The organism is Paraliobacillus sediminis, from assembly GCF_003426055.1.
This window is the reverse complement of the sequence record NZ_QJSI01000001.1, coordinates 1,085,959-1,112,888: the sequence shown is the minus strand read 5'-3', so window position 1 is coordinate 1,112,888 and position 26,930 is coordinate 1,085,959. Positions and strand designations below refer to the sequence as shown.

The following is a 26,930-nucleotide window of genomic DNA, read 5'->3' as shown; positions in this document are numbered from 1 at the left end:
CATTTTCAACAAAAAAAACTTGACAGGTATCAAGTTTTTATCAAAAAAGGTTACTATTTGTTCGTATGATTCGTCATTTCTTTAATTCCTTGCATTAATTCACGGTGATAGTAGGTCCTCTCTTCCGCATCCCAGAACAGTTCATTTTGCAAATAATGTAGCACACCTCGTGCATTTCGTTTAACAGTAGCGATATCAAACAGCATCGCGCCAGTACGTCGAACAAAAAAATCTAGTGGTTTGTATATACACTCTTCTTGTAAACTATAAACGAGTTCAGAGAAAACGAGAGGCTCAATAGCATAACTTTGTGCTTCTTTGTTTAAAGTTCGATAGTACTCCCAAATTTTCACTACATTCGAACCATAACGATCGATGTATTTTATCTTTGTTTTTTCATCTAATTCGATATCTTCTAACTGTTTTAATTGTTCTTGTTTAAAAACCTCAAAGCCTTTTGAACCATTCATATCTCCACCAGAAATCGGAATTCGTTTTGTGTCAGATTTGGAATATAAAATACCAATCTCTTTTTTAAACTGCTTTACAATATCATCGACAATATCTTCAGCCATTTTACGATAAGCGGTTAATTTACCTCCAGCAATGGAAATTAGTCCAGATGAAGAAACGAATATTTCATCTTTGCGCGATATCGAACTAGGATCTTTGCCATCTTCTGCAATTAGAGGTCGTAAACCAGCCCAAGCCGATTCTATCTTCGTTTCGTCTACTTGTAATGTTGGAAACATATGATTAATTGCTTTTAATAAATACGTACGATCCGTCTCATCTACAGACGGATTATCAATATCTCCCCCGTATACAGTGTCTGTTGTTCCGACATATGTTTTTCCATCACGTGGTATAGCGAAGATCATTCTGCGATCTGTATGATCAAAGTAAATCGCTTGTTGTAATGGGAAATCTATTTGGTCAAAGACAAGATGAACACCTTTGGTTAAATACAACGATTTTTCTTCCTTAGAATCATCCAATTCTCTAATTGTGTCAACCCATGGTCCAGTTGCATTTACGATTTTTTTCGCGAATACTTGGTAGGTTTCTCCCAAAATTTGATCTTCTAATTCCACTCCGTTTGCCTTACCAGTTTCATCATAAAGCACGCTACAAACTTTAATATAATTTAATGCTTTTGCGCCTAACTCTACTGCCTTTTTAACCACTTCAATTGTTAAACGAGCATCATCCGTTTTATATTCAACATAATATCCTGCACCTCTTAGGTGTGCACTTTGCAACAGTGGTTCTTTTGCTAATGTTTCTTTCTTAGAAAGCATTTGATGCCGTTCTTGTTTTTTTACTCCTGCTAAGAAATCATATAACTGTAGTGCTAATCTTGCCTTTATTGGTGTAAGATTACCTTTTTGGTATAGTGGTAATAGCATCGTTTCAGGTTTTGTAATATGGGGACCATTCTCGTAGACAATTGTTCTTTCTTTCCCAACTTCAGCGACTACTTTAACTTCACCATGTTCCGAATAACGGAGACCACCGTGAATGAGTTTTGTTGATCGACTTGATGTTCCTTCTGCAAAGTCTTGCATATCGACTACAGCCGTTTTCATACCTCTTGATGTTGCATCTAATGCAATGCCTGCTCCAGTGATGCCACCACCAATCACAAATACATCGTATGATTCACTCGCTAATGCTTCACACATTTCTTGACGATTTATATTTGAAAAGCCCATTACTTAATCCCCTTTTTCTTTTCTCTTTTATCTAGAAAATATAGGAAAACGCGAGAAACAAAAATTGTTTCGCGCGTAGTTTATTATTACTTTACTTCTATGCATGATCCTTTAAAAAATCATCTTGTCCTATTCTCTTTTTCATTTCTTCTTTGGAGTAAATCATACGCATCGGATTTCCACCTACAAATGTCCCACTCGCAACATCCTTATGTACAACCGTTCCAGCAGCTATGACTGCTCGATCACCAATCGTCACACCAGGCAATATGATGCTGTTGGCACCAATCATTACTTCATCACCTATTAATACATTGCCTAGTCGATATTCCTTAATCAAATATTCATGTGCTAGAATAGTTGTATTATATCCTATAACAGTATTTTTTCCTACAGATATGCGTTCTGGAAACATAACATCTAACATAACCATCAAGGCAAAAGCTGTTTGATCTCCAACCTTCATTCTTAAAAAAGTACGATATAACCAATTTTTTAATGATAAAAACGGTGTATATCTCGCTAGTTGAATTACAATGAAGTTTTTAATCACTTTCCAAAAAGGAACTGTTTTATAGACATGCCATAATGAGTTTGCACCTGTAACATGATAACGTTCCGTGTTTCGCATTATCTACACCTCAAGAATCTTTAATAAATCGCTCATCTCTTCCAACATATAATCTGGTTTATAACTCGCTAGCACTTCTTTACCTTTAATAGACCATGCTACTCCTGCCGTTTTTATTCCTGCATTTTGGCCAGCTTCTATGTCATGATAATTATCTCCTACCATAATTGCGTTTATCGGATTTGCATGTAATTGTGTTAGTGCTTTAATAATTGGTTCAGGATGTGGTTTAGCATTTGTTACATCATCTAAACCGATAACTATATCAAACGCATCTTCCATTCCGGTAAGCTTTAAGCCTAACAATGCCGTATCACGCATTTTTGTTGTAACAATCCCAAGTTGATAGCCATTTTCCTTCAGTGTCTTAATCGTATCAACTACAGTAGGATAGGCAGTTACATATTTGTCATGGTTAGATAAATTGTGTTCTCTATACGTGGCAACCATTGCTTCCACATTATCTGGATCAACCTGTGCAAGACTATCATATAAAGGTGGTCCAATAAATGATAATATCTGCTCTCTCGTATAAGGCGTTTCACTATGTTTTTTTAATGTGTGTGTAAAAGATGCAATAATTAATTCATTTGTGTCTATTAATGTACCATCTAAATCAAACAGAATCGTACGAATGTCCATCTGCTAATTCTTCCCTTCTTTTTCTTGCTTGTTTTCGATTCCAAATGAAACCGATACATGCTGTTAAAATTAGTGCAGTAAAAAGTCTGATTAATAATAGCGGCCAAACTGGTATACCAAGTGGAATAAAAACAAGTGTATCTTCAACAACAGCGTGACACGATACTAAGAAAATGAAAGCTAAATACATATCTTTTTTCGAAACACCGTCTTCTTTAACAGCTTGAACCATTACTCCAGTTCCATATGCCAAGCCGATTGATAAACCGGCCACTAATGTCATCGACGCATTACTATTCATACCCATTAGTTTTGTAAATGGCGCTAAACGATCAGAAATTTTCTTCATCCAACCTATTTCACGGAATATTTGTAGTATAACCATTAATGGTATAACAATAAGTGCAAGTTGCAACACACTAACAGTTGCCGTTTGGAACCCTTCTAATCCTATAGCGAACCAACCTTCTGGGGAGGCAGGATCTGATGAAATAAATCCATATTGTGCAAGTTCCTGTCCACCTTTCCAAAAAGTATTGATCATAATTGCAGAAAATAGCGCAAGTGTTATCCGAATACCGACAACAATTGGCCATTTAATTCCGACTCGTGTAGCAACAGATGACTCAATAAATAAGTTATGAGAAAAAGACAGCATAACTGCCATTATAAACACTTCTCTAACGCTAAAATCAAAGGAAACAATTGCAGCAATTCCAGCGTAAAGATTTAACGTATTACCTAATACTAACGGAACTGCCGCCTCACCTGAGAGACCGATCCAGCTCATCATTGGTGTTAACATCTCTACTACCCATGGCAAAACAGGTGTGAATTGTAAGATCGTAATGAGCACAGTAATTGGAAATATCACCTTACTTAGTGTCCACGTAACGCCTAAACCTTGTTGCACACCCCGGATCAGGATTTCTTTCACTTTGAACCCTCCTAGACTTTCTTACCACTATATCGTCTATTAACCGTTTTTGACTTCCGACGATAAGCAATCAGAGCTACACCAACAAGGACGAGCACAATTGAAATAACTTGAGCTGTTCTTAATGAACCAATAATGTAAAGACTATCTGTTCGCATTCCTTCTATGAAATAACGTCCAATAGAATACCATATTATATAACCAAGAAAAACTTCGCCACGTAAAGGATTATATTTTCTGAATATGAGAATTAAAATAACGCCAATGAAACTTAATACTGATTCATAAAGAAAAGTTGGATGATATAAAACACCATCTATGTACATTTGGTTTTCTATGAAATCTGGCAGGAATCGAATAAAGTTATCATACGCTGCAGGTGACACTTCTCCGCCATGCGCTTCTTGATTAATAAAGTTACCCCAACGACCAATTGCTTGTCCTAAAAGAAGGCCCGGCGCTGCGATATCTGCTAATTGCCAAAAGGATACTTTTTTAACACGAGCGAAGATAATTGCTGTGATAACGGATCCTATCAATGCGCCATGTATTGCAATTCCGCCTTCCCATACTGCAAAAATGCTCCACCAAGGTCCTCCTTGATATTGGTCCCATTCAAATATCACATAATAAATTCTGGCCGAGATAATTGCAATTGGTAGTGCAAAAATAATTAAGTCTGTGAATATGTCTTTTTGTAAACCCAAACGATTGGATTCTCTTGATGCCATCCATAATCCTAAAAATACGCCCGATACAATAATAACCGCATACCAGTAAATAGTGAATGGTCCCACTTCTAAAAAGATACGGTCAATTGGTGGTGATACATTAAATAGCAAAATAAACTTCCCCCTTATTCTTCTTAATCTAAGTCATAATCCGGACCAAGATTTGTCTTTTCTTTACCAATCATCGTTGTTAATCTTGTCGAGAATTCTTCTGCAGCATTAACGCCCATTTGTTTTAGTCGAAAATTCATTGCTGCTACTTCAATAATAACTGCTAAATTTCGACCTGGACGGACTGGTAATATTGCTTTTGGTACGTCTACATCAATAATTTTCATTGTTTCTTCTTCTAATCCTAGGCGATCATACGTTTTTTTATCATCCCAAGATTCTAAATTTATTACATATGATATTTTTTTATAGGAGCGAACAGAACCTGCACCAAATAACGTCATGACATTTATAATACCTAGCCCTCTAATTTCCAATAAGTGTTCAATTAGCGGTGGAGAAGAGCCAATTAAACGATCATAATCCTCTTGTCTAATTTCGACACTATCATCTGCTACAAGACGATGTCCTCGTTTTACTAATTCTAAAGCTGTCTCACTTTTACCGACACCACTTTGTCCCATAATTAAAACGCCGACACCATAAATGTCAACTAATACACCGTGCATTGCTGTAAACGGAGCGAATTTTGCTTCTAAAAAGTTCGTTAATCTGCTTATAACACGAGTTGTTTTATACGGTGAACGTAATAAAGGCACATTCGCTTTTTCACAAGCATTAATTAATTCATCCGGAACTTCCATACCTCTTGATACGACAATTCCCGGTGTTTCATCTGTAGACATTTTTGTAGCGCGATCTGTTCTTTGCTCTGAAGTTAGATCCTTATAATAAGAGAGTTCTGTTTTCCCTAGTAATTGTAATCTTTTTTTCGGATAATATCTGAAGTAACCTGTCATTTCAATTCCTGGACGAGATATATCACTCATAATTATCTCACGCTGTAAGCCTTCTTTTCCAGCTAGTAATTCTAATTTAAATTGATCTAATAAATCTTGCGTGTGAACTTTTGTCATATTAAGCCCTCCATCTTACCATCACCATCGCTGTGGATTTATAGTGTACACTTATTGTAGCATTTTTTATAAATACATTCACCAAATTAATCGATTAGATCACAATACTATTTTAAATTTAATGTAACCGGGAGCCAACCCCTGACACTATTGATAAACCAAATACGATCAGCACTTCCTAAATCGGCATATTTAATCACCTGTTCTTGGATAATACCTGTGTCTAGTAAGTGCGCGCGGTATGTGCCAGCTAATAAACCACAATCTACTGGTGGCGTATAATACATACCAGCTTTTTCTACTACTACATTGCCAATAATAAATTCTGTTAATTCGTGTTGTTTGTTCCACAATAAAGTAGAAAAAACAGTTGGTTCATCTACTTGATGGTTCTTATATTGCGTTCGATTTGTCGTTTTATGAAAAAGAAATGGATCCTCTTCATCAATTGGTGATTTTGCTAATGTACATGTCACATTCCCTATTATCTCTTTTACTTCTTGAACCTCTGTAAAAATCTCCCCTGTCTTAGATACAAGGAGTCGAACTTTATATTTTTTAGATGGATGGTTTGCTTTTACTTGATTTAATGTTTGCTTAATTTTTTCTATATTGATCTCAAAATTGAAATATCTTGCAGACTCAAGCAAGCGTGCCATGTGATAGCTTAGTAATGGATAACTGGCATTATCAAGTAAGATCGATTCGAGTAATTGAAAATCAGGCCGCTGCTCTGTTAACATTTTCGCTTTTGTTTTCATTTCTTGATACTCATTTTCAACGGTAGAATCCCAAGTAATCCCTCCGCCCACACCATATGTAGCCATCTGACTTTTTTTATCAATAATAACGGTACGAATTGGTACGTTAAATGTTGCTTCCTTCTCAGGTGTAACAAAACCGATTGCACCACAATAAACCTCTCTGGGTGTGTCTTCAAGTTCTGCAATGTAAGACATCGTTTTTATTTTTGGTGCACCAGTAATCGATCCACATGGAAATAATGCCGTAAACCAGTCTAATAAATGTGTATCTTCTTCAAGCTCTGCTGTTACTGTCGAGGTCATCTGATTAACAGTTGGATAGGACTCGACATCTAAAAGATTCGGTACATGTACGGTACCTTTTTTTGCGATTTTACCTATATCATTTCGTAATAAATCAACAATCATCAAATTTTCTGCGCGTTCTTTTTCAGATGACGTCAATTGTTCTATTAATTGCTGATCTTCTTTCCCGTAACGTCCACGTTTTGACGTCCCCTTCATCGGTTTTGTTGTGATCGTATTATTATTCACTCGAAAGAATAACTCCGGTGAGGCAGATAAAATCTGATAATCACCAATATTTAGATAGGCACTGTAAGGCGCTTGTTGATTTTCAACCAATTGTTTGTAAAAGGCAAAGTCATCACCAGTAAAAGTAGCCTGTAGACGACTTGTATAATTGACTTGATATGTATCTCCACGTGCAATAGCTTGCTTAATATCTCTAATACCGTCTTGGTAGTTTTCTTCACTTGATGTAAATGTCCAATCGGAAACAGTGTAGTCTTGTAATAGTGGTGTTGCTTCTGTAGCTGAAGGCGCTTCGTATACACCAAACCATACAAGTGGAAGATTACTATTCGATTTAACATTGAAACGTGCTTCAAATGCCGGTGCTGCTTCATATGAAACATAACCGGCCACATAATAGCCCGCATCAATTGCGTTTTCAACCTTGTTAAAAATAGAAGTGACTTCTGTTAAGGAATTTGTTTGATATATTTTAATTGGGTCACAGAATGCAGTCCTCTGCATATTCCCAGTATGATCCATAAACTCAAAAATAAGGTCTGGATTCATTCTTCTTTCACCTCATTTAACTTTCTAAAATTAATGTAATTATAGCTTAAAACAATTTTTAAATATAGGCAAAAGGAAAGACTGTTTTTTGAAAGGTTGTTGTTTATGACTTGATTACCATAAAGAAGGTGTAATAATCTTACGTCTGAGTTATCATCAACAACGACGTAACTCAACAGATTACTTCGCTCTGAAAATCCACTACGCTTTCCGCAGGGACGTCTTCAGCTAACTTGGAAGAAAGACACTTCCAAGTGGATCTTCAGATCGCTCTGTTCCTGCAGGAGTCGTAGTGGATTTTCATCGCTGGTCAGTAATATGTTTATTGATGAATTTGCTTTATTAACGATAACAGGCCTTTTCGAACCTTAAGTTCTTTCTAGCGAAGGAAGCAAATGGTCGACTCTCCAGCAGGAACAGCACGGGCTGAAGATCCACTCGGAAAGTGATCTTTGCTTATCCGAGTTAGCTGAAGCCGTGCCTGCGGAAAGGGAGACCATTTGCTTCCGTAGCGGGTAAGGGTCTTCTGTTACGTCGCAGTTTCTATCAACTCCGAATATTGAAAAGAAACAATGTTTGCGAAAAGAACTAAATGAAAAAAACGTAAAGGTTTAATCCTCTACGTTTTACCTATTTAAAAATAAGGTATCTTTAATTAATCGGTTTAAAATGAGATTTATGATAGCCAAAATAATAGCCGCTAAAATCGCTATACCAAAACCATTAATAACAAATGTATCACCAATGAAAGCTTGCGTTAGCATTAATGTAATTGCATTGATTACAAATAAGAAAAAGCCAAGTGAAACAATCGTAATAGGCAATGTCAGCAGTACTAGAATTGGTTTCACAATTACATTTAAAACCGATAAAATAAGACTTGCTAGTAATGCTGTACCGAATCCTTCAAGATGAAAAGAATCAAATAATTGTGCAACAACAATTAAGGCTACAGCATTTAATAATAGTGAAACAACCCAACGTGTCATTTTATATTTCACCCTCAATAGGCATAATAATCGACGCTGCAATATAAATAAATAACAACGGGAAAACAGCTGTGAATGGTACGGCGATAACAAAAATCAACCGTAAAATGGTCGCGTCAAAATTAAAATATTCTGCTATACCACCTAAAACACCTGACACCATTTTATTGCTACTCGAACGGAATAACTTCTTATCCATTGTTTCATCCTCCTTTTATCCATAATTATTGTATGACTTCTTAAGGTAAATTATCCTTTTGTTCATTTAAGAAATTAATTTGCACATAAGTTATATTCCTCTATTACTACTTTTTTAAACGTATATAAATAAAGAGGTAGTACGCACTTGAATTGCGTACTACTCCTATTTACTTACTGAATTGCCATGTATAGAATTGTTCTACAGATAGGTTCTTTTTCACAATCTCTTCCATATCAGAAGCTACTTGGTTTATACTACCTAACACGCCGGATGCTTGTGAAGTATGAGCCATGATTGTTGCTAATTTCTTCTCGAAAAATGGGGTAATGTCTATCGAAACATCGGCTTCACCTATGTCTTCCACTCTTGTATTTGTAATAGCTTGTGCCCAAACTTTTGGTCTCTTTTCAGCGTCCATTGAACGAACAGCTTCAATCGCTGCAGCACCGAAAGCATTATGATCGGGATGCACGGCATGGTCTGGGTAATGGGTAATCACAAGACTAGGCTCTATTTTTTCTAAACGTGCTAATAAATCTTTTGCAACTTCTTCTCTTGATTCAAATTCTAGCGTTTTATCACGATAGCCGAGCATTTTTAATTCAATATCCAATACATCACAAGCGGCAATTAATTCTTCTTTTCTTATTTTCGGTAGCGTTTCGCGTGTGGCAAAGGCAGGATTACCCATGTTTCTTCCCATTTCTCCTAACGTTCCACATAAATAGGTAACAGGTACACCTTCTTCACGAAAACGTGCAATTGTTCCAGCAGCACCAAATGCTTCATCATCTGGATGTGGGAAAATAACAACAACGTGTTTTTCCATTCTATTTTCAGCTCCTTTATAAGCTTGAACTTTTCATTTTTGTTAATTTACAAACGGGGTTTTACTTATTTCTAATGTAACTAATAGTCTTCCTTCTTGATCATGTCCAGCAATAAGTAGATGTCCTTCATCATCAATTTCATACTCACGAACACCCTCTGCATAGATCCAACCATTTTCTGTTTTTAATCCAACACGATAACTCGTGGGGTTTCCTACTATTTTCGCTTGGTTGTAACGCACTTTCGCATTTCGCATAAATACACCAACATTATAAGCCTTCTCATTATGATGACTAGCATAAGCACCATTGGTCGTCTCGATATGTATATAAACATCTTCATTTAAGAATTTTTCTAATTCATCTTGCACTATTTCTTGAACAATTAATTCCATTACGAAACACTCCTTCCAACTCTTCTAACTAGTTATACTCTAACCAAAAAAGATAAAAACGTCAAAAAACTGACTTCTAATTGATATTTTCCGCTATCTGATTTTGTGTACTGATCGCTCGATTATTCGGATTTTCGCCCGATTCGGTGCGCTTTCTCCCGATTATTCAGTTTATCGTCCGATTCAGTGCGCGTTCGTCCGATTCGAGATCATCCAAAATTAAAAAAGCTTGGACGCAAAAATTTCGTCCAAGCTTTATGTTAAGATTGTGCTAGTTTTTCTTTTTCTTGTATATTTGTTTCCATTCGTAAACGATCTCTTTCAAGAACTGGTTTTAAATAGTATCCTGTATACGATTCACTAATTTCTGAAATTTCCTCTGGTGTTCCGGTTGCGATGATTTGACCACCACGATCTCCACCTTCTGGACCAAGGTCAATAATATGATCAGCTGTTTTAATTACATCAAGATTGTGTTCTATAATCAAAACAGTATCGCCATTCTCGACCAAGCGCTGTAATACGCCTAACAAACGAGATATATCATCAGCATGTAGACCAGTAGTTGGCTCATCTAAGATATAAAGTGTTTTGCCATCTGAACGTCGATGTAATTCACTAGCTAATTTCACACGCTGTGCTTCTCCACCAGAAAGCGTCGTAGCAGGTTGTCCAAGCCGAATATAACCTAAACCTACATCATAAACGGTTTGTAATTTCCTTCTGATTTTCGGCAGATTCTCAAAAAATCCTACCGCTTCTTCTATTGTCATATCTAAAATCTCAGAAATATTTTTACCTTTGTATTTCACTTCAAGGGTTTCGCGATTATACCGTTTACCATGACAAACTTCACAAGATACGTACACATCAGGCAAGAAATGCATTTCAATTTTTATGATACCATCACCACGACAGGCTTCACAACGCCCGCCTTTAACATTAAAACTAAATCTACCTTTTTTATAGCCACGAATTTTTGCCTCATTCGTTGATGCGAAGACATCTCGAACATTATCAAATACACCCGTATAGGTAGCAGGATTAGAACGTGGCGTTCTACCAATTGGTGCTTGATTAATATCAATTACCTTTTCTAAATATTCGCTGCCTTTAATTGATTTATGTTTTCCTGGTTTCTGCTTCGCACGATTTAATGTCATTGCTAAACTCTTATGCAGAATGTCATTGATAAGCGTACTTTTACCAGAACCCGACACACCAGTTACAGTCGTCATGACACCAATTGGAATCTTCGCATTAACTTTTTTAAGATTATTTTCTTCCGCACCAATAATCTCTACATATCTGTCATCCGCTTTACGGCGATTCGCTGGCAATGGAATAAACTTTTTGCCAGACAAATATTGGCCAGTAAGTGATTGTTTCTGTTTCATCACTTGTTTTGGTGTGCCGCTTGCGACAACTGTACCACCATGTTCACCAGCTCCAGGGCCGATATCAATTAACCAATCAGCAGCTAACATTGTGTCTTCATCATGTTCCACAACAATTAATGTGTTACCTAAATCGCGCATTTGCTTAAGTGTCTCAATTAATCGATCATTGTCACGTTGATGCAAGCCGATAGATGGCTCGTCTAATACATATAAAACACCTGTTAAAGCTGAACCAATCTGTGTTGCCAATCGAATGCGTTGCGCTTCTCCGCCTGACAACGTACCAGCAGTTCGTGATAATGTTAAATAATCCAACCCAACGTTAGTTAAAAAAGTTAGTCGATCTTGAATTTCTTTGACAATCATTTCAGCTATTTGTGCATCTTTTTCAGATAAAGTTAAATTAGTAACAAAATCATTCGCTTCCGTAACTGCTAACTCCGTTACTTTACCAATATGCTTTCCATTTATTAATACGGCAGTTGCTTCCGTTTTAAGACGATAACCTTTACACTTCGGACAGTTGTTTTGTGCCATATATTTATCCATTTGCTCTCGAATAAAATCTGAAGATGTTTCACGATGGCGGCGTGCCAGATTTGCTAGAACTCCTTCAAAGAAGATATCATTTTCACGCGTCATGCCATAATCATTTTCATAATAAAAGTGAATTTTTTCTTTTCCGCTTCCTTTTAGAATTTTATCTAACTGATCAGGAGGTAATTGACTGATTGGCGTATCCATATCAATACCATAATGCTCGCAAACACTTTTAAGGAGCTGTGGATAGTATTGTGAACTCGTTGGCTCCCAGGCTGCAATAGCACCCTGATTTAATGTTAATTCGGTATCAGGTATTACTAAATCTACATCAACTTCCAACTTTGTTCCTAAACCATCACAACGTTCACAAGCACCGTAAGGACTATTAAAAGAGAACAAGCGCGGCTCAAGTTCACCAATAGAAAAACCACAAATTGGACAAGCATGCTGTTCACTAAATAACAGTTCTTCTTCACCCATTACATCTACTTTCACTTTACCTTCGCCTAGACGTAAGGCTGTTTCCAACGAATCTGTCAGACGAGCCGATATACTATCTTTGACAACGATTCGATCAACAATAACTTCAATCGAGTGTTTTTTAGTCTTTTCAAGCACAATATCTTCACTAACTTCTCGCATTTCTCCATCAATACGAAGACGTATATAACCTTCTTGTTTTAACTTTTCTAGAACTTTGACATGCTCACCTTTACGACCAGATATAACTGGGGCAAGAATTTGCAGCTTCGTTCTTTCTGGATAATCTAGTATTCGATCAACCATTTGTTGGACAGTTTGTGATGAAATCTCTACGCCATGCTTTGGACATACTGGATGACCAATTCGAGCATATAGCAAACGCATGTAATCATAAATTTCTGTTACTGTTCCCACAGTGGAACGTGGATTTCTACTCGTTGTTTTTTGATCAATTGAAATGGCTGGAGACAGCCCTTCAATAGCATCAACATCCGGTTTTTCCATTTGCCCTAAAAATTGACGCGCATAGGACGATAAAGACTCAACATAGCGTCGCTGTCCCTCAGCATATATCGTATCAAAAGCTAACGATGATTTTCCTGAACCTGATAATCCTGTAAGTACAACTAATTTTTCTTTTGGAATTTCAATATCCACATTTTTTAAGTTATGTGCTCGTGCACCTTTGATTATAATTGATTTTTTAGCCATTGATTGTCACCCCTCCGCTTTCAGCTGTATAACGATATCACGCAACTCAGCAGCTTTTTCAAAGTTCAAGTCACGCGCAGCTTGTTTCATTTCTTTTTCCATATTTTCAATCAGTTTCTCAATTTCTTTCTTCGTCATCTTACTATAGCTTGGTGCATCGCCTTCATACTTGGCTGGATCTTCAGCAGCCATAGTTGCGCGAATAACGTCGCGAACTTCTTTTTTAATTGTCGTAGGTGTGATGCCATGTTTTTCGTTATACGCTTGTTGTTTTTCACGACGTCGTTCTGTTTCTTCAATTGCTCGAGTCATTGAATCGGTCATCCGATCCGCGTACATAATGACGCGTCCATTCTCATTACGCGCTGCTCGTCCCATTGTTTGAATTAGCGCTCGATCAGACCGTAAGAATCCTTCTTTATCCGCATCAAGTATAGCAACTAAAGAAACTTCAGGAATATCAATTCCTTCACGCAATAAGTTAATTCCGACAATGACATCAAATTTACCAATTCGTAGGTCACGAATGACTTCTATTCGTTCTAATGTTTTAATTTCAGAATGTAAATATGCAACCTTCATTCCTATCTCTTTTAGATAATCAGTTAAATCCTCAGACATTTTTTTAGTTAACGTTGTAATTAATACGCGTTCGTCTAACTCTACCCGTTTATTTATTTCTCCAATCAGATCATCTATTTGACCATCAATTGGACGGACTTCCACTGGAGGATCAAGTAAACCTGTTGGACGAATAACTTGTTCAGTCATGGTAGGAGTGTGCTCTAATTCGTATGGACCTGGAGTTGCTGAAACATAGACCAATTGTTTCGCCTTCTCTTCAAACTCCTTAAATGTTAACGGACGGTTATCCATTGCTGATGGTAACCGAAATCCATGATCAACTAATACTTGTTTCCTTGCTTGGTCACCATTAAACATTCCACGCACCTGTGGTAACGTAACGTGGGACTCATCAACAACGATCATAAAGTCATCTGGAAAGTAATCAATTAAGGTGTATGGAGTCGATCCCGCTTCTCTCAATGTTAATTGACGCGAGTAGTTTTCAATCCCTGAGCAAAATCCCATTTCCTCCATCATTTCCAAATCATAACGTGTCCGTTGTTCAATGCGTTGCGCTTCTAATAATTTATTATTTTCACGGAAAAACGTAAGCTGTTCTTCCAATTCTTTTTCAATATTTTTCATAGCTTTTTTTAACTTTTCTTCACCGGTAACGAAGTGGGAAGCTGGAAAAATAGCGATATGTTCTCGATCACCAACAATTTCACCAGTTAACGCGTTAACTTCACGGATACGATCAACTTCATCGCCAAAAAATTCAACTCGAATGCAGTGTTCTTCTCTAGAAGCTGGAATAATTTCAACCGAGTCTCCTCGTACTCTAAAAGTTCCACGTTGGAAATCTATATCATTACGCGCATACTGAATATCAACTAGCTGACGAAGTAATGCATCTCGGTCTTTCTCCATCCCGACTCGAATTGATAATACTTGATTTTGATATTCTTCTGGATTACCTAAACCATATATACACGATACACTAGCTACGATTAAAACATCCTTCCTTTCAAATAAGGAAGATGTTGCGGAGTGTCGTAATTTATCAATTTCATCATTAACACTTGAATCTTTCTCTATAAATGTGTCCGTAGAAGGCACATAGGCTTCAGGCTGATAATAATTATAATAGCTAACAAAGTATTCCACAGCATTATTAGGGAAAAATTCTTTGAATTCACTATACAATTGGCCAGCCAGTGTTTTATTATGAGCAATGACTAAAGTTGGTTTGTTTACTTCAGTAATAACGTTTGACATCGTAAATGTCTTACCTGTTCCTGTTGCTCCAAGTAGCGTCTGTTCACGCTTACCAGCATTAATTCCGGAAACTAATTCCTTAATTGCAGACGGCTGATCACCCTCGGGCTTATATTTCGACACTAACTCAAATTTATCTACCACTACGCACCCTCCGTTCATCTCTTTACTTTATCTATACTACCACATTATACTACTTTTCAAACCAAAACACGAACAAATATTCGTTTATTTTTTGTATTTAAAAATATATGTAACAAAAAGCTTGAGGTACAGTTTACCCCAAGCTTTCTTGTTTCTATTAATTTTTAATATGATTGATCATATTGGTTCACTTCAAATAAATCAATTAATTCGACATCTTTGTGTTTATCTTTAAACCAGCGAAGAGCAAAGTCATTCTTAAACAAGACTAAAAATGTACCTTCACGGTCTTTAACTAACAGATTTCGATCATCAAATAACGTCGTATCTACTTGTTCCTTGTTTAACCAACGGGGTACGCGTTCACCGATAGATTCTAACGTTACTTCAACATTATACTCGTGTTTCATGCGATGTTCAAATACTTGATACTGTAATTCGCCAACTGCTCCAATAATGTAGCTTTCCATCGGATAACGTGTGAATAATTGAATTGCACCTTCTTGTACGAGTTGTTCTAAACCTTTTCTGAATTGCTTTGATTTCATCACATTTTTTGCAGTTACTTGCTTAAATAGCTCAGGTGGGAATTGTGGTAATTCATCATAAACAAAAGAATTTTTACCTTCTGTTAATGTATCACCAATACGATAAGCATTCGGATCATAAATACCGATAATATCTCCCGCATAAGCAACTTCTACTGTATCACGAACCGAAGCTACAAACTGCTGTGTTTGAGATAGCTTAATCTGTTTCCCTGTTCGCTCTAATCGTACGCTCATTCCACGTTCGAATTTACCTGAACAAACCCGGAGGAATGCGACACGATCACGATGTGCTGGATTCATGTTTGCTTGAATCTTAAATACAAAACCTGAGAAATCAGGGTGATCAGGACTTATTAAACCCTCTGTTGTCTTTCTAGGGACTGGGTTTGGTGCCATATCGATGAATGTGTCAAAAAAGCTTTGTACACCAAAAGGCGCAAGTGCACTACCGAAGAAAACTGGTGTTTGATCACCGCTCAAGACAGCCTCCAAAGAATAGTCATCTCCAGCTTCATCAATTAATTCTAGTTCATCTAATGTATCTTGATACGTTGGATTTTCCACAAGTGCTTTGTTTTCAGGTTTATCTAGATCTGTGTATGGAATAGTCGTTTCTGCTTCATTACCATTATATTTTACAAACTGTTTATTTTGACGATCAAATATTCCTAAGAAGCGTTTACCCATTCCGACAGGCCAATTCATTGGATACGTTTCTATATCTAAAACCTCTTCGATTTGTTCCAAAAGTGCTAGTGGTTCGCGACCTTCACGATCCATCTTATTAATGAAGGTAAAGATCGGAATTCCACGCATTTTACAAACTTTAAACAATTTAATTGTTTGTGCTTCAATTCCTTTTGTTGCATCAATGATCATGACAACACTATCTACCGCTGTTAGAGTACGATACGTATCTTCACTAAAATCTTCGTGACCCGGTGTGTCTAATATATTTACTTTGTAATCTTTATATGGAAAGTTCATCACACTCGATGTTACAGAAATTCCACGCTGCTTTTCAATTTCCATCCAGTCAGATGTCGCAAATTTACCTGATTTTTTTGCCTTTACTGTACCTGCTTCGCGAATTAAGTTACCGAATAATAACAATTTTTCTGTTAATGTTGTTTTTCCCGCATCAGGGTGTGATATTATCGCAAATGTTTTTCGTTTATTAACTTCTTCTTGCATTGTCATTTTATAAATCCCTTCCTATCTTTAATTTGATTCATTTATAAAACATGGCCTACTAAGGGATTTCTACATCAATATAATGCTCCTTCACCTAAATGTATAATTGCTTTTTTATATGCCTATTCACGTTAGTAAAAATAGCACGTTTTTCAGGCTAAAGTCAACTGTTTTCACGTTGTATGACAGCCTATTTTAATCCTTTAACAACTAAAATACAAATAATTTTTTTTATTCTAACCGTTTTTACTGGCTGTTTTTTGTTATAATGAAAAGATACACTTTTGCCAATACAAGACAAGGTAGGGAAATATATATGCGCACTTTTTTTTTAGAAACACAAGACATTATTAAAATAACTGGACAACGATTTTATAAAAGGGGCTTTGACTATTTCAAAAAAGGAAGAGTCATTGGTTTAACATATAATCAAACGATCAACACATGGAGTGCGCAAGTTCGTGGTGCAACAAACTACAACGTTCGTATTTTCTTTTTTGACGATGATGAGTTAGAAGGCAACTGTGATTGTCCAGCTTATGCAACACATTTCACTTGCAAGCACATTGCAGCAGTATTACTCGCAATAAGCAATAATAATAACAGTGATCCTAGTCAACTAGTCGTAACGAATTCGACAAATCAAAACCCAATATTGCCAGTTCAACCGCAAGCAAAAAGCGATCCTTTCACATTACGAATGTTAGAAGCATTTAGTAGTGAAAATAGAGTACACGCTTTAGATGCAAAAGAACTTCGAATTGATTATACGATAATACAACGCAAAAACACTCAGAATGCGAAACTATTTTTAGAAGTAGAGTTGCAAGTTGGGACAAATAAAACATATATAATTAAAGAAATCCGCACCTTTCTTATTCATATAAAAAATCAGCAAGCTTATCCTGTTACAAATACGTTCACATATGATCCTTTACTACATCAGTTTGCAGCAGAAGATAAAGAAATTATCAATCAACTTATACAAGCCTATCAAAATGAAATTCTATATGATAATGATTATGGTATGACGAATAAACGTGCTATTAGAATTCCACCTAATTTAGCTAACCCTTTATTAGATGGGATTAGTACAAGAGACCATATGATGAAAGATTTAACAGGCCAAATTTTCGAGAACTTTTTATTAGAAGACAAGTTGCCAGCCCTTACATTTCCGGTAGATCTTGAAAATGAAGACAGTTTTTCAATTAATCTGGCGGCTTTACTCCGTTTTGATTATTTTGATGGGTATGGCTATTTATATGAAGCTACTAGATTTTATCGGACGAACGCTAAGCAACGCTTGATTATTGATCAGCTATTTGCTTTATTACCTTATCGTACCAAGCATGTCCATTTAATAGCTCGTGATAAGATGGAAGCATTTGTCTCAAATGTTATGCCGAAACTAGAACGAATAGGACAACCTATTTATTCTTCAAAAACAAACGAAATACTTGCAATAACATCGCTTAAAACAAAAATATATCTAGATGAATTACAAGATACACTCACTGCAAATATTGTTTTTCAGTATGGAGATCATGAACTTGCACCTTACGACTCACATCACGCTTCTAACTTAGTAATAAAGCGTGAAATAAAGGCCGAACGGTTTATTTTACAACTTCTCGAGCAAGCTGGTTTCTATTATTTAAATGGTCGTTTTCAAATTTTTAACAATGAAAATATCTATCGTTTTTTACATGAGTCCTTACCTGAGGTTCATAACCATGCAATTGTTTATATTTCAGATGCTGTAAAGAAATTAATTCGTGTAGAAGAAGCCGAATTACAAGCAAATATTCAGGTAAACAAAATAACGGGGATGCTAGACGTTTCCTTTGATATTAACGGGATATCAAATACCGAAGTACAAGAACTTTTGCAAGCATTAGTAGAAAAGAAACGCTATTATCGGATTCCAGATGGACCATTAATTGCTTTAGAGAATGAATCATTTGAATCATTTCATCAATTTATTGATCAACTTCAATTAAGTAAATCTGATCTACAAGATGGACAAGTCCAAATTTCTGCGGCTCGCAGTTTGCAAGTTGAGGAAACATTTCCTGCTGAAGTCGCACATTATCAAGAAACATTCGAAAACATGTTAACAGCTTTAAAACATCCAGAAGAGCTACAATTTAGCTTACCGAATACGCTTGATGCTGCTTTACGCGATTACCAACTTGTTGGCTATCAGTGGTTTAAAACACTTTCCTATTATAACTTAGGTGGTATCTTAGCCGATGACATGGGATTAGGGAAAACTGTGCAAACGATCAGTTACTTGTTAAGTGAAAAGGCAGAAAAAATAGATGGTAATTACCAAGCATTAGTCATTGCACCAGCTTCTCTTGTCTATAACTGGCGGAAGGAAATTTCCAAGTTTGCGCCTTCTTTACGGGCAGAAGTAATTGTTGGTACAAAACAGCAACGCAGAGCAATTGTTGAACAGATGACGGACGTGGATGTGCTGATTACTTCTTATCCGTTGATGCGAAAAGATCAGGATATATATGCATCACTACCATTTGATGCGTTAATTCTTGATGAAGCACAAGCAATTAAGAACCATCTTACTTTAACAGCAAAAGCTGTCCGTTCACTGCAAGCAAGACATCGTTTTGCGTTAAGTGGTACACCTATTGAAAATACCTTAGATGAATTATGGTCGATATTTCACACGATATCACCTGGATTTTTCGGTACAAAAAAACACTTCTTACAACAAGACCCTGCTTATATTGCAATGATAACAAGGCCATTTATTTTGCGTCGACTAAAACGGGATGTATTAGAAGAATTACCAGATAAAATTGAAACAGAGCAATATTCAGAACTTACTAAAAATCAAAAACAAGTATACCTTGCGTATGTAGAAAAAATGCAGGAGAAAATAACGCAAACAATTGAACAAAAGGGTTTTGAAAAGGGTAAATTAGAAATATTAGCTGGGCTTACACGTTTACGACAAATTTGCTGTCATCCGTCCTTGTTCTTAGAAAACTATACCGGTAAATCAGGTAAATTAGAACATCTGAAAGAATTAGTTAACGAATTAAGACAAAGTGGTAAACGACTATTAATCTTTTCACAATTTTCAAGTATGTTAAAAATAATAGACAAAGAACTAAAAGAAGATGGCCATGATATATTTTATTTAGATGGTTCTACTCCACCACCACAAAGATTAGAAATGGCTGATGCTTTTAATGATGGTGAAAACTCAGTCTTCCTTATCTCCTTAAAAGCTGGGGGAACAGGACTCAATTTAACTGGGGCAGACACTGTTATCCTTTTTGATTTATGGTGGAATCCTGCTGTTGAAGAACAAGCAGCAGGCCGCGCACACCGAATTGGACAGAAAAATGTTGTCCAAGTTATTCGCCTAATAACGGAAGGAACAATCGAAGAAAAGATCTTTCAATTACAACATAAAAAAAGAGAGCTTGTTGATCAAATTATTAAACCAGGTGAAACAATGCTATCTACGTTATCAGAAAATGAATTACGTGAATTATTGACAATAGATCGCTAATAAGTAGATCCCACTATACAACACGCCAAAAGCTGGATTCAATCTGCTTTTGGCGTGTTTTCTTTTAATTATTCCATGTTTCCAACTACCATTTTTATATGGTTTGGTAATACAGTAATAGTGGATGGCGTTTGATTCTGTCTTTCCCCATCACAATCAATGTTTTGTGGTGGATTTGTTTCAACAGTTATACTTTTTGTTTGGAAGGTTTTGATCCCCTCATTCATTTGCCCCTTGTTATCAACTCTTGATTGAAGGATAGACCAAAAAGTTGGTAAGGAGGCTTCCTTTATAACTAATACATCTAACAAGCCATCATGGATACTACCTTCAGGGAAGAACGCTCGAATCCCTCCAGTATACGTACCGTTACCTACAATAAGCATTACCGCTTCATCTTCCCATACTCCTTCTTCAGATTCTATTTTTAAATGAAATGGCTTTTCTTCACCAATCGTTTGTAAGGTGCTTAAATAATAAGCTAACCGCCCGATATTTTGTTTTGAGTTTGAATCAACTGTCTCAGATACTTGGGTAATAATTCCAATTCCCCAAAAGTTTAAAAAATAATTTTGGTCAGTTTGGCCAATATCAATCATTTTTGTTTCCTTGTTAGCAATTTGTTCAGCTGCTTTTAACGGATTTTGTAACATGCCAATTTCTCTAGAAAAATCATTGCTTGTACCTCCAGGAATAATTGCAAAAGCAGGCCTTACTTCCAATGGAGCAATTGCATTAATCACTTCATTCACTGTGCCATCGCCACCAGCTGCAATAATTAAATCAACCTGCCTTGAAACTTGTTCAACAAACGCTGCACCGTCTCCTGGTTGCTTTGTCTCATAGAATGTTACTTCCTGAAAGGCTATTTCTAATGTGTTTATAATTTTAACTTTTAATTGTAGTAGTTTTCCTTTTCCTGCATTGGGATTAAATATGACTGCAACTTTTCTCAATTTGTTAACCTTCCTTCTCATAAGGATATTGTAGTTATACCCCTTGTGTCCCTATTCAAAACGCTATTAGGAGAACCTTTATCATTTGGCGAGTATTCAATTTTGTATTTATTTTGAACACATACTTTATTCCCCAGGAAATAAGTCACACACTTAAAAACTAAGCACTCTAATATTTCATAGTATTAGTTATAATGAATGGAGCTTGATGTGTTATAAGAAATGATTATTTATAATTTAAAGTAGGTTAATTCCGTTTTGTATCACCTCTTAATAATTTAATTAATATCTATTGTAGTTCGGCTATCTTATTCTCTTATTTACTTTTACCTCAGTCATTAGAAAGACACGCATACAATCATGATTGCATACGTGTCTGTTTTTATTTCAATATAGTTGGTGTTACTTTATGTTTTTCCTTTTCAACTCGCGTATGAATACTTTCCATTTTATCATCAAGTGCTCTTACTGTATCTGCCGCTTGCTTTAATTCGTCTTTTAATTCTTCTGGAATTTCTTGATCATATTTATAAAAGATTTTATGTTCCAAACTTGCCCACGTATCCATCGCTATCGTACGTATTTGTATTTCTACTGGAACACGTTCAGTGGAACTAGCAAGAAAAACAGGTACTTCAACAATTAGATGAAAACTACGATAACCATTTGGTTTCGGGTAGTTAATATAATCCTTTACTTCAAGTACTTTAATATCATCCTGCTTGCTAAGCATATGATAAACTTTATAAATATCCGCAACAAATGAACAAGTCACGCGAACACCAGCAATATCACGTACATGCTCTCTAGCATTAAATAAAGTGACTTCTAATCCTTTTCTTTTTAACTTGTCCATAATACTATTAGGTTCTTTTAATCTCGATTTAACATGCTCCATTGGATTGTGGTTATGAATGAATTCAAACTCTTCACTCAATATACTTAATTTTGTATCAATTTCATCCAAAGCAAATTTATAAACTAGTAAACCATTTTTCCAATCATTAAAACGTTTTTGTAAAGCATTCATTCCGCTCAACCTTTCATAAGGCACTCAAGTTATATTACTAAGTAATTATAACTTGAATTAACGGCAAAATGATGGAAATTTCATTAAATTTATATGAAGATTATTTTATTCAGCCTTTTGAAATTTCCATGCTGTCTCCCGAGGAAAAATAATCCCTAATTCATAATGTTCTCCTTGATATAGGGCGCGCTGTGCAAACCTGATTTCGCCTCTTTCATCTCGAATATCAAGTTTGCAATATGCACTGTTTAGCTGAAGTGCCTCATAGAATGCTTGCTCGCTTGAAACAGGTTGTCCATTTACCTTAATGATTTTTTCGCCAATCATTAATCCAATATTCTCAGCTGGTGACCCTGGAATAATTCCTAGAACCTTTAATTCGCTCTCCTCTACTGCAAAATAAGTAGGTTTTTTTAAATCACGTAGTCGAAATTGTAGTGCAAGTAACTCACGACCAATAATTGCGATAACAACACTTATTAACGTAAAAATAGTTATATAATAGCCAGCTATCGAAAATCCAATAACGATTAGTCCTAATATTAATAAAGATTGGCCAAATGCACGGATCGATTTTGTTGGCATTGAGCCTCTTACTACATGTTCAAAACCTATTATCACAGGGATAATTATAAGCCCAAATTCCGTCTCACCTATAGAAAATAGTGGCCACCAATCTGCAAAAGGAGTGATTAATCCCGCAGGTAATAAACTTATGAAAGGTATAAGCATTATCTTTTTTAGGCGATGCTGTCCCACCAATTTGCCTCGACTACCTTTTTTTAATTCAGGAAAAGTTTCATCTTGTTGAATACGTATCATTTTAATCGCTTCAATTAAGATAAAGATTCCCATTAACGTTGTAAATATCAGCCACTGAAAGTCTTTTATCTCTGTATTCCATGAAGAAGGCAGATAGGATATGAAATATGGAGAAAAGAGCAATGCTATGTAGGTAAATCCAAATGTATAAGCTGCCGATAACCACGTGAATTTTTTACCAATCGAAAATAGTACAGTAAACAAAACAAGTCCTGCTATCATTAGATAATGAAGTGAAGCACCAATAAGTATCATACCTAAAGATAAGACGAACCCAAATATAAGTGATGTTTTCCACGTGTAGCGTAATTCATCAAACAAACTAAATATTTTCGTACCGAAGTTTTTCCGTTCCTTCTTAATCCGGGTAAATGATGCTATGAATGCAATAATAAAAAACCAATATATCAATGGATTCAAAAAAAGCTTTCCAATACCTTTTGCTATCTCAATTAGCCAAGTCTCCATATTTTTTTGCACACCCCTTCCACTTCTAAGTCTTATTAGTACTCTATCTAGTATAATTCGATAAAAGATGATGAATTCCTGCTTATTTAAGAAAAGATTAAGCAATTCCCTTATGAATAAAATAACCTCATAAAAGAATTGCTCACATTTTGTTTAATCAAATAATACTTCTAATGCTTTTTCTTGTTGCGTATCCTCTTCACCGCTTCTTATTTTCTCAATTACACTTGTCTGTAATTTCTCAGCGGTTGCTTGATCAATCTCACCAGTTACTTCTAAGTCGTTTTCTGCTTGATACTGTTCTACTGCTGTTTGTGTATCACGACTAAAGTAGCCATCTTCTCGATTTGGCTTATAACCTAATCCCTCAAGCATAATTTGTGCATTCTCAATGTTTTCATTACTATCATTGTATGAATAGGTTTCCTCTGTTTGAATTGGATTCGCATAAAAATATGCAGGTTGTTTTACCTCTATTGTCGGTTCAACTCCCTTTTCATGAATCCAGTTTCCTTCTGGAGATAACCATTTAAACAATGTTAACTTAATTGTACTACCGTCTCCCATTGGGATAGTTTGTTGTACCGTGCCTTTTCCAAAACTTGTTGCCCCAACTATTTCTGCATTTCCTGCTTCTTTCATTGAAATTGCTAAGATCTCAGAAGCTGATGCGCTACCTTCATCTATTAAGACACTAATCGGATAATCTTTTGCATTATCTAATTCAGAGAAATATCGTTCTTTATTTCCTTCTCCATCTTCCACTTGCATATATGGTGTGTCTTTCTGTATAAAGTTTTTCAGTATTTCTTGAATAGAAGGTAATAAGCCACCTGGATTTCCTCTTACATCGATTACTAAACCTTCGATACCTTCATCTTCTAATTTGGTTAGCTCCTCTTCAAATCGATCAGCAGTATCTTCAGAAAAAGAAGTGATTTCAATGATTCCAGCTGTTTTACCGTCCACTTCAGTTGTTTCTGCGTAGACCGTTTCCAGTGGAATATCGTCTCTTGTTAATTCAATTTTGATTGTATTTGTAGCGCCAGGCCGTTGGATTTCTAATGTTACTTCTGAACCTTGTTCCCCACGAATCTTGGAAACAGCATCATATAAGTCAAGACCTTCGATACTCTCGTCATCAACTTTTAGTATTTGATCATTTGGCTTTAAACCTGCTTGTTCCGCAGGAGAATCTTTTATCGGTGCAACAATGGTAACTTTACCATCAACCATGCTAACTTCTGCTCCAATACCTTCAAAGGAAGATTCAATCTGTTCATTAAATTGATCCATCGTTTCTTGGTCCATATAAACACTATATGGGTCATCTAAAGTTGCCAGCATACCTTCAACAGCACCTTCAATCAACTGATCTTGATCAGCCTCTTCTAAATAGTTGTCCTGTATGACACTGTATGCTTGCATAACTTTTGAAAAAGTAGTTGATTCTCCGGCATCATTTAGAATTTCTTGTTGCTCGTCCTCAGATAGATCAACAAAATTTTCTGAATCAATATTTTGCTCATTTAACACTGTTTCTTGTAACAATTGCATACTAAAGAAAGTACCTACTCCACCAATAAGTACTGCTCCAATAATAATTAGAACAAGATAATTTTTTTTGATTTGCACTTTTTTCACCCCGATTTTTTTGTTCAATAATTATTTTCCTAGTGTACCATATGTATGACACAAAAAGGCACCACAACATTTCGTGCGATGCCTTTGTTTATTTAGATTATGCTTTTATTAGAAAAAGATGTGTATTTATTATGGTAAATATGGTGATGGATTGATGGCACCATGATAACTCCATCCACCATTGTGTACTTCAAAGTGCAAGTGACTTCCAAATGAGTTACCTGTATTACCCATTCCGCCAATCGTTGATCCTTGTGATACATTTTGTCTTAGTGATACACCAATACTACTTAAGTGTGCATATACAGTAGTTAGATTCAAGTCCGGATGGTAAATATAAACAACGTTACCAAAACTTGAAGAATAGTTAGCTCTCGTAACTACACCTGAAGCTGCAGCCTTTATTGGTGTACCGACGCCATTTGCAATATCTAAGCCATAGTGCATGCCGCCACCATTAAAGCTTCGATAGCCATAAGGAGACGTATGTGTTCCTGATGCAGGCATTATAAATGCAGCATTACTATTACCAGTTGATGGGGCTGGAGTTGAACTAGAACTTCCACCTCCACCACTTGAATTGCTATTATTTTCTGCTGCCGCCGCTGCCTCTTCTTTAGCTTTTTCCTCAGCTAATTGTTGTAATTCTTGTTTTTTTGATTCCGCTTCTTTCATCGCATTAGCAATAATAGAGGCTTGATCATTTAATGTTTGTTGCTGTTCTGCTAATGTCATCGTATATTCTTCTAATTCGCTATGCTTATCTTCTAAATCGACCATTAATGTCTCTTTTTCTGCCATTTGGCTATCTAGAGTTGCTTGAATAGATTCAAGATCCTGTTTTTGAACAACTAAATTCGCTTTTTTATCTTCTAAATTCGCTTTATCATCTTCTAATTGTGCTTTTTTATCTTCTACTGCCACTTTTTTAGTTTGCATATCTTCTTTATCAGCTTGATGTGCTTCCATGATACTTTGATCTTGATCCATGATCTTCGTCACTGCTGTTGCACGGTTTAAAAAATCGCCAAAGTCTTGAGCGCCCATCAATACTTCCAAATAACTAATATCGCCACCATTTTGTTGAATCGCTCGCAATCTATTTTTTAATAGCTTTTCTCTTTCTGCTATTCGTTCTTCTAGGATTTCAATTTCTTCATTTAATTGAATTATTTCTTCTTCTGTTTCTTCTATTTCCGTTTCCGTACTACTAATTTCTTCGTTAGTAGTCGAAATTTCACTCTCTTTGCTAGCTAATTTTGATTGCGTTGCTTCTAAATCAGCATTTATTGTATCTATTTCACTAGTTACTTCACCCTGTTCAGCTTCATTTTCAGCAATATTTTCTTCCGCTTCTTCTGCTTCACTCGAAATACTTCCAGACTCTTCATCTATATTACTCTTTTCACTCTCTAGTTCATTCAACTTCTCATTCAAACTAGAGATATCTTCTGCAGCTACTGGTGATATCGTTAATCCAACTATGGTTGTAAGAATAAAAAGGCTTGTGATAACTTTTTTCATGGTGAAATATCCTCCTCTTGTAAACTAGATTTGCAGTTTCGATAAACTATGTAAGTATAAA

General features: G+C 35.9%; 20 protein-coding genes. 1 reads left to right on the top strand and 19 read right to left on the bottom strand.

The genetic code is table 11. The features are described 5' to 3' along the window. Window positions 1–53: 53 nt before the first annotated feature. The 14 genes from D2K60_RS04760 to D2K60_RS04695 form a co-directional block, all read right to left on the bottom strand. Window positions 54–1,715 carry a glycerol-3-phosphate dehydrogenase/oxidase gene (locus D2K60_RS04760; RefSeq protein ID WP_117168828.1) on the bottom strand — a complete coding sequence of 554 codons (1,662 nt, stop codon included), beginning with the start codon at window positions 1,713–1,715 and terminating at the stop codon, window positions 54–56. 97 nt (window positions 1,716–1,812) lie between these two features. Next, complete coding sequence (locus D2K60_RS04755) at window positions 1,813–2,346, bottom strand: acyltransferase (protein WP_117168827.1); 534 nt, start codon at window positions 2,344–2,346, stop codon at window positions 1,813–1,815. A 3-nt stretch (window positions 2,347–2,349) separates the two neighbouring features. Then, window positions 2,350–2,988: a pyrophosphatase PpaX gene (ppaX, locus tag D2K60_RS04750; RefSeq protein WP_117168826.1), complete on the bottom strand. Its 639-nt coding sequence runs from the start codon at window positions 2,986–2,988 to the stop codon at window positions 2,350–2,352. Next, window positions 2,963–3,925 carry a nucleoside recognition domain-containing protein gene (locus tag D2K60_RS04745; protein WP_117168825.1) on the bottom strand — a complete coding sequence of 321 codons (963 nt, stop codon included), beginning with the start codon at window positions 3,923–3,925 and terminating at the stop codon, window positions 2,963–2,965. The genes ppaX and D2K60_RS04745 overlap by 26 nt, the downstream gene beginning before the upstream one ends. Window positions 3,926–3,936: 11 nt before the next feature. Next, a complete protein-coding gene (lgt, locus tag D2K60_RS04740; RefSeq protein WP_117168824.1) occupies window positions 3,937–4,770 on the bottom strand; it encodes a prolipoprotein diacylglyceryl transferase in 834 nt (277 codons plus the stop codon). A 20-nt stretch (window positions 4,771–4,790) separates the two neighbouring features. After that, window positions 4,791–5,744 (bottom strand): HPr(Ser) kinase/phosphatase, encoded by a 954-nt coding sequence (gene hprK, locus D2K60_RS04735; RefSeq protein ID WP_117168823.1) that lies wholly within the window; start codon window positions 5,742–5,744, stop codon window positions 4,791–4,793. A gap of 107 nt (window positions 5,745–5,851) precedes the next feature. Further along, window positions 5,852–7,591, bottom strand: a complete 1,740-nt coding sequence (gene pabB, locus D2K60_RS04730; RefSeq protein WP_117168822.1) for an aminodeoxychorismate synthase component I — start codon at window positions 7,589–7,591, stop codon at window positions 5,852–5,854. A gap of 626 nt (window positions 7,592–8,217) precedes the next feature. Beyond that, window positions 8,218–8,580, bottom strand: coding sequence for a phage holin family protein (locus tag D2K60_RS04725; RefSeq protein WP_117168821.1), 363 nt, complete (start codon window positions 8,578–8,580; stop codon window positions 8,218–8,220). A 1-nt stretch (window position 8,581) separates the two neighbouring features. Further along, window positions 8,582–8,779, bottom strand: a complete 198-nt coding sequence (locus D2K60_RS04720) for a PspC domain-containing protein (protein ID WP_117168820.1) — start codon at window positions 8,777–8,779, stop codon at window positions 8,582–8,584. Between the two features lie 169 nt (window positions 8,780–8,948). After that, complete coding sequence (gene bshB2, locus D2K60_RS04715; RefSeq protein WP_117168819.1) at window positions 8,949–9,611, bottom strand: bacillithiol biosynthesis deacetylase BshB2; 663 nt, start codon at window positions 9,609–9,611, stop codon at window positions 8,949–8,951. Window positions 9,612–9,653: 42 nt separating this feature from the next. Then, entirely contained in the window at window positions 9,654–10,007 is a 354-nt protein-coding gene (locus tag D2K60_RS04710; RefSeq protein WP_117168818.1) for a YojF family protein, read from the bottom strand. Between the two features lie 260 nt (window positions 10,008–10,267). Beyond that, window positions 10,268–13,144, bottom strand: a complete 2,877-nt coding sequence (gene uvrA / locus D2K60_RS04705; RefSeq protein WP_117168817.1) for an excinuclease ABC subunit UvrA — start codon at window positions 13,142–13,144, stop codon at window positions 10,268–10,270. A gap of 6 nt (window positions 13,145–13,150) precedes the next feature. After that, window positions 13,151–15,133, bottom strand: a complete 1,983-nt coding sequence (gene uvrB / locus D2K60_RS04700; protein ID WP_117168816.1) for an excinuclease ABC subunit UvrB — start codon at window positions 15,131–15,133, stop codon at window positions 13,151–13,153. A gap of 164 nt (window positions 15,134–15,297) precedes the next feature. Further along, window positions 15,298–16,884: a peptide chain release factor 3 gene (locus tag D2K60_RS04695; protein ID WP_117168815.1), complete on the bottom strand. Its 1,587-nt coding sequence runs from the start codon at window positions 16,882–16,884 to the stop codon at window positions 15,298–15,300. Between the two features lie 310 nt (window positions 16,885–17,194). On the opposite strand from D2K60_RS04695, the gene D2K60_RS04690 reads away from it, so the two are divergent. Further along, on the top strand, window positions 17,195–20,425 hold the full coding sequence (locus tag D2K60_RS04690) for a DEAD/DEAH box helicase (RefSeq protein WP_117168814.1): 3,231 nt from the start codon (window positions 17,195–17,197) through the stop codon (window positions 20,423–20,425). A gap of 68 nt (window positions 20,426–20,493) precedes the next feature. On the opposite strand, the gene D2K60_RS04685 is transcribed toward D2K60_RS04690, so the two are convergent. The 5 genes from D2K60_RS04685 to D2K60_RS04665 form a co-directional block, all read right to left on the bottom strand. Next, window positions 20,494–21,381, bottom strand: coding sequence for a diacylglycerol/lipid kinase family protein (locus tag D2K60_RS04685; RefSeq protein WP_240335241.1), 888 nt, complete (start codon window positions 21,379–21,381; stop codon window positions 20,494–20,496). Between the two features lie 382 nt (window positions 21,382–21,763). Beyond that, entirely contained in the window at window positions 21,764–22,411 is a 648-nt protein-coding gene (locus D2K60_RS04680) for a GTP pyrophosphokinase (RefSeq protein ID WP_117168812.1), read from the bottom strand. Between the two features lie 105 nt (window positions 22,412–22,516). Next, the gene (locus tag D2K60_RS04675) at window positions 22,517–23,713 is read right to left on the bottom strand and encodes a PDZ domain-containing protein (RefSeq protein WP_240335240.1); all 1,197 of its coding nucleotides are present in this window, start codon (window positions 23,711–23,713) and stop codon (window positions 22,517–22,519) included. 141 nt (window positions 23,714–23,854) lie between these two features. Then, window positions 23,855–25,336 carry a S41 family peptidase gene (locus tag D2K60_RS04670; RefSeq protein WP_117169108.1) on the bottom strand — a complete coding sequence of 494 codons (1,482 nt, stop codon included), beginning with the start codon at window positions 25,334–25,336 and terminating at the stop codon, window positions 23,855–23,857. A gap of 138 nt (window positions 25,337–25,474) precedes the next feature. Continuing rightward, entirely contained in the window at window positions 25,475–26,869 is a 1,395-nt protein-coding gene (locus tag D2K60_RS04665; RefSeq protein ID WP_117168810.1) for a murein hydrolase activator EnvC family protein, read from the bottom strand. Window positions 26,870–26,930 lie beyond the last annotated feature (61 nt).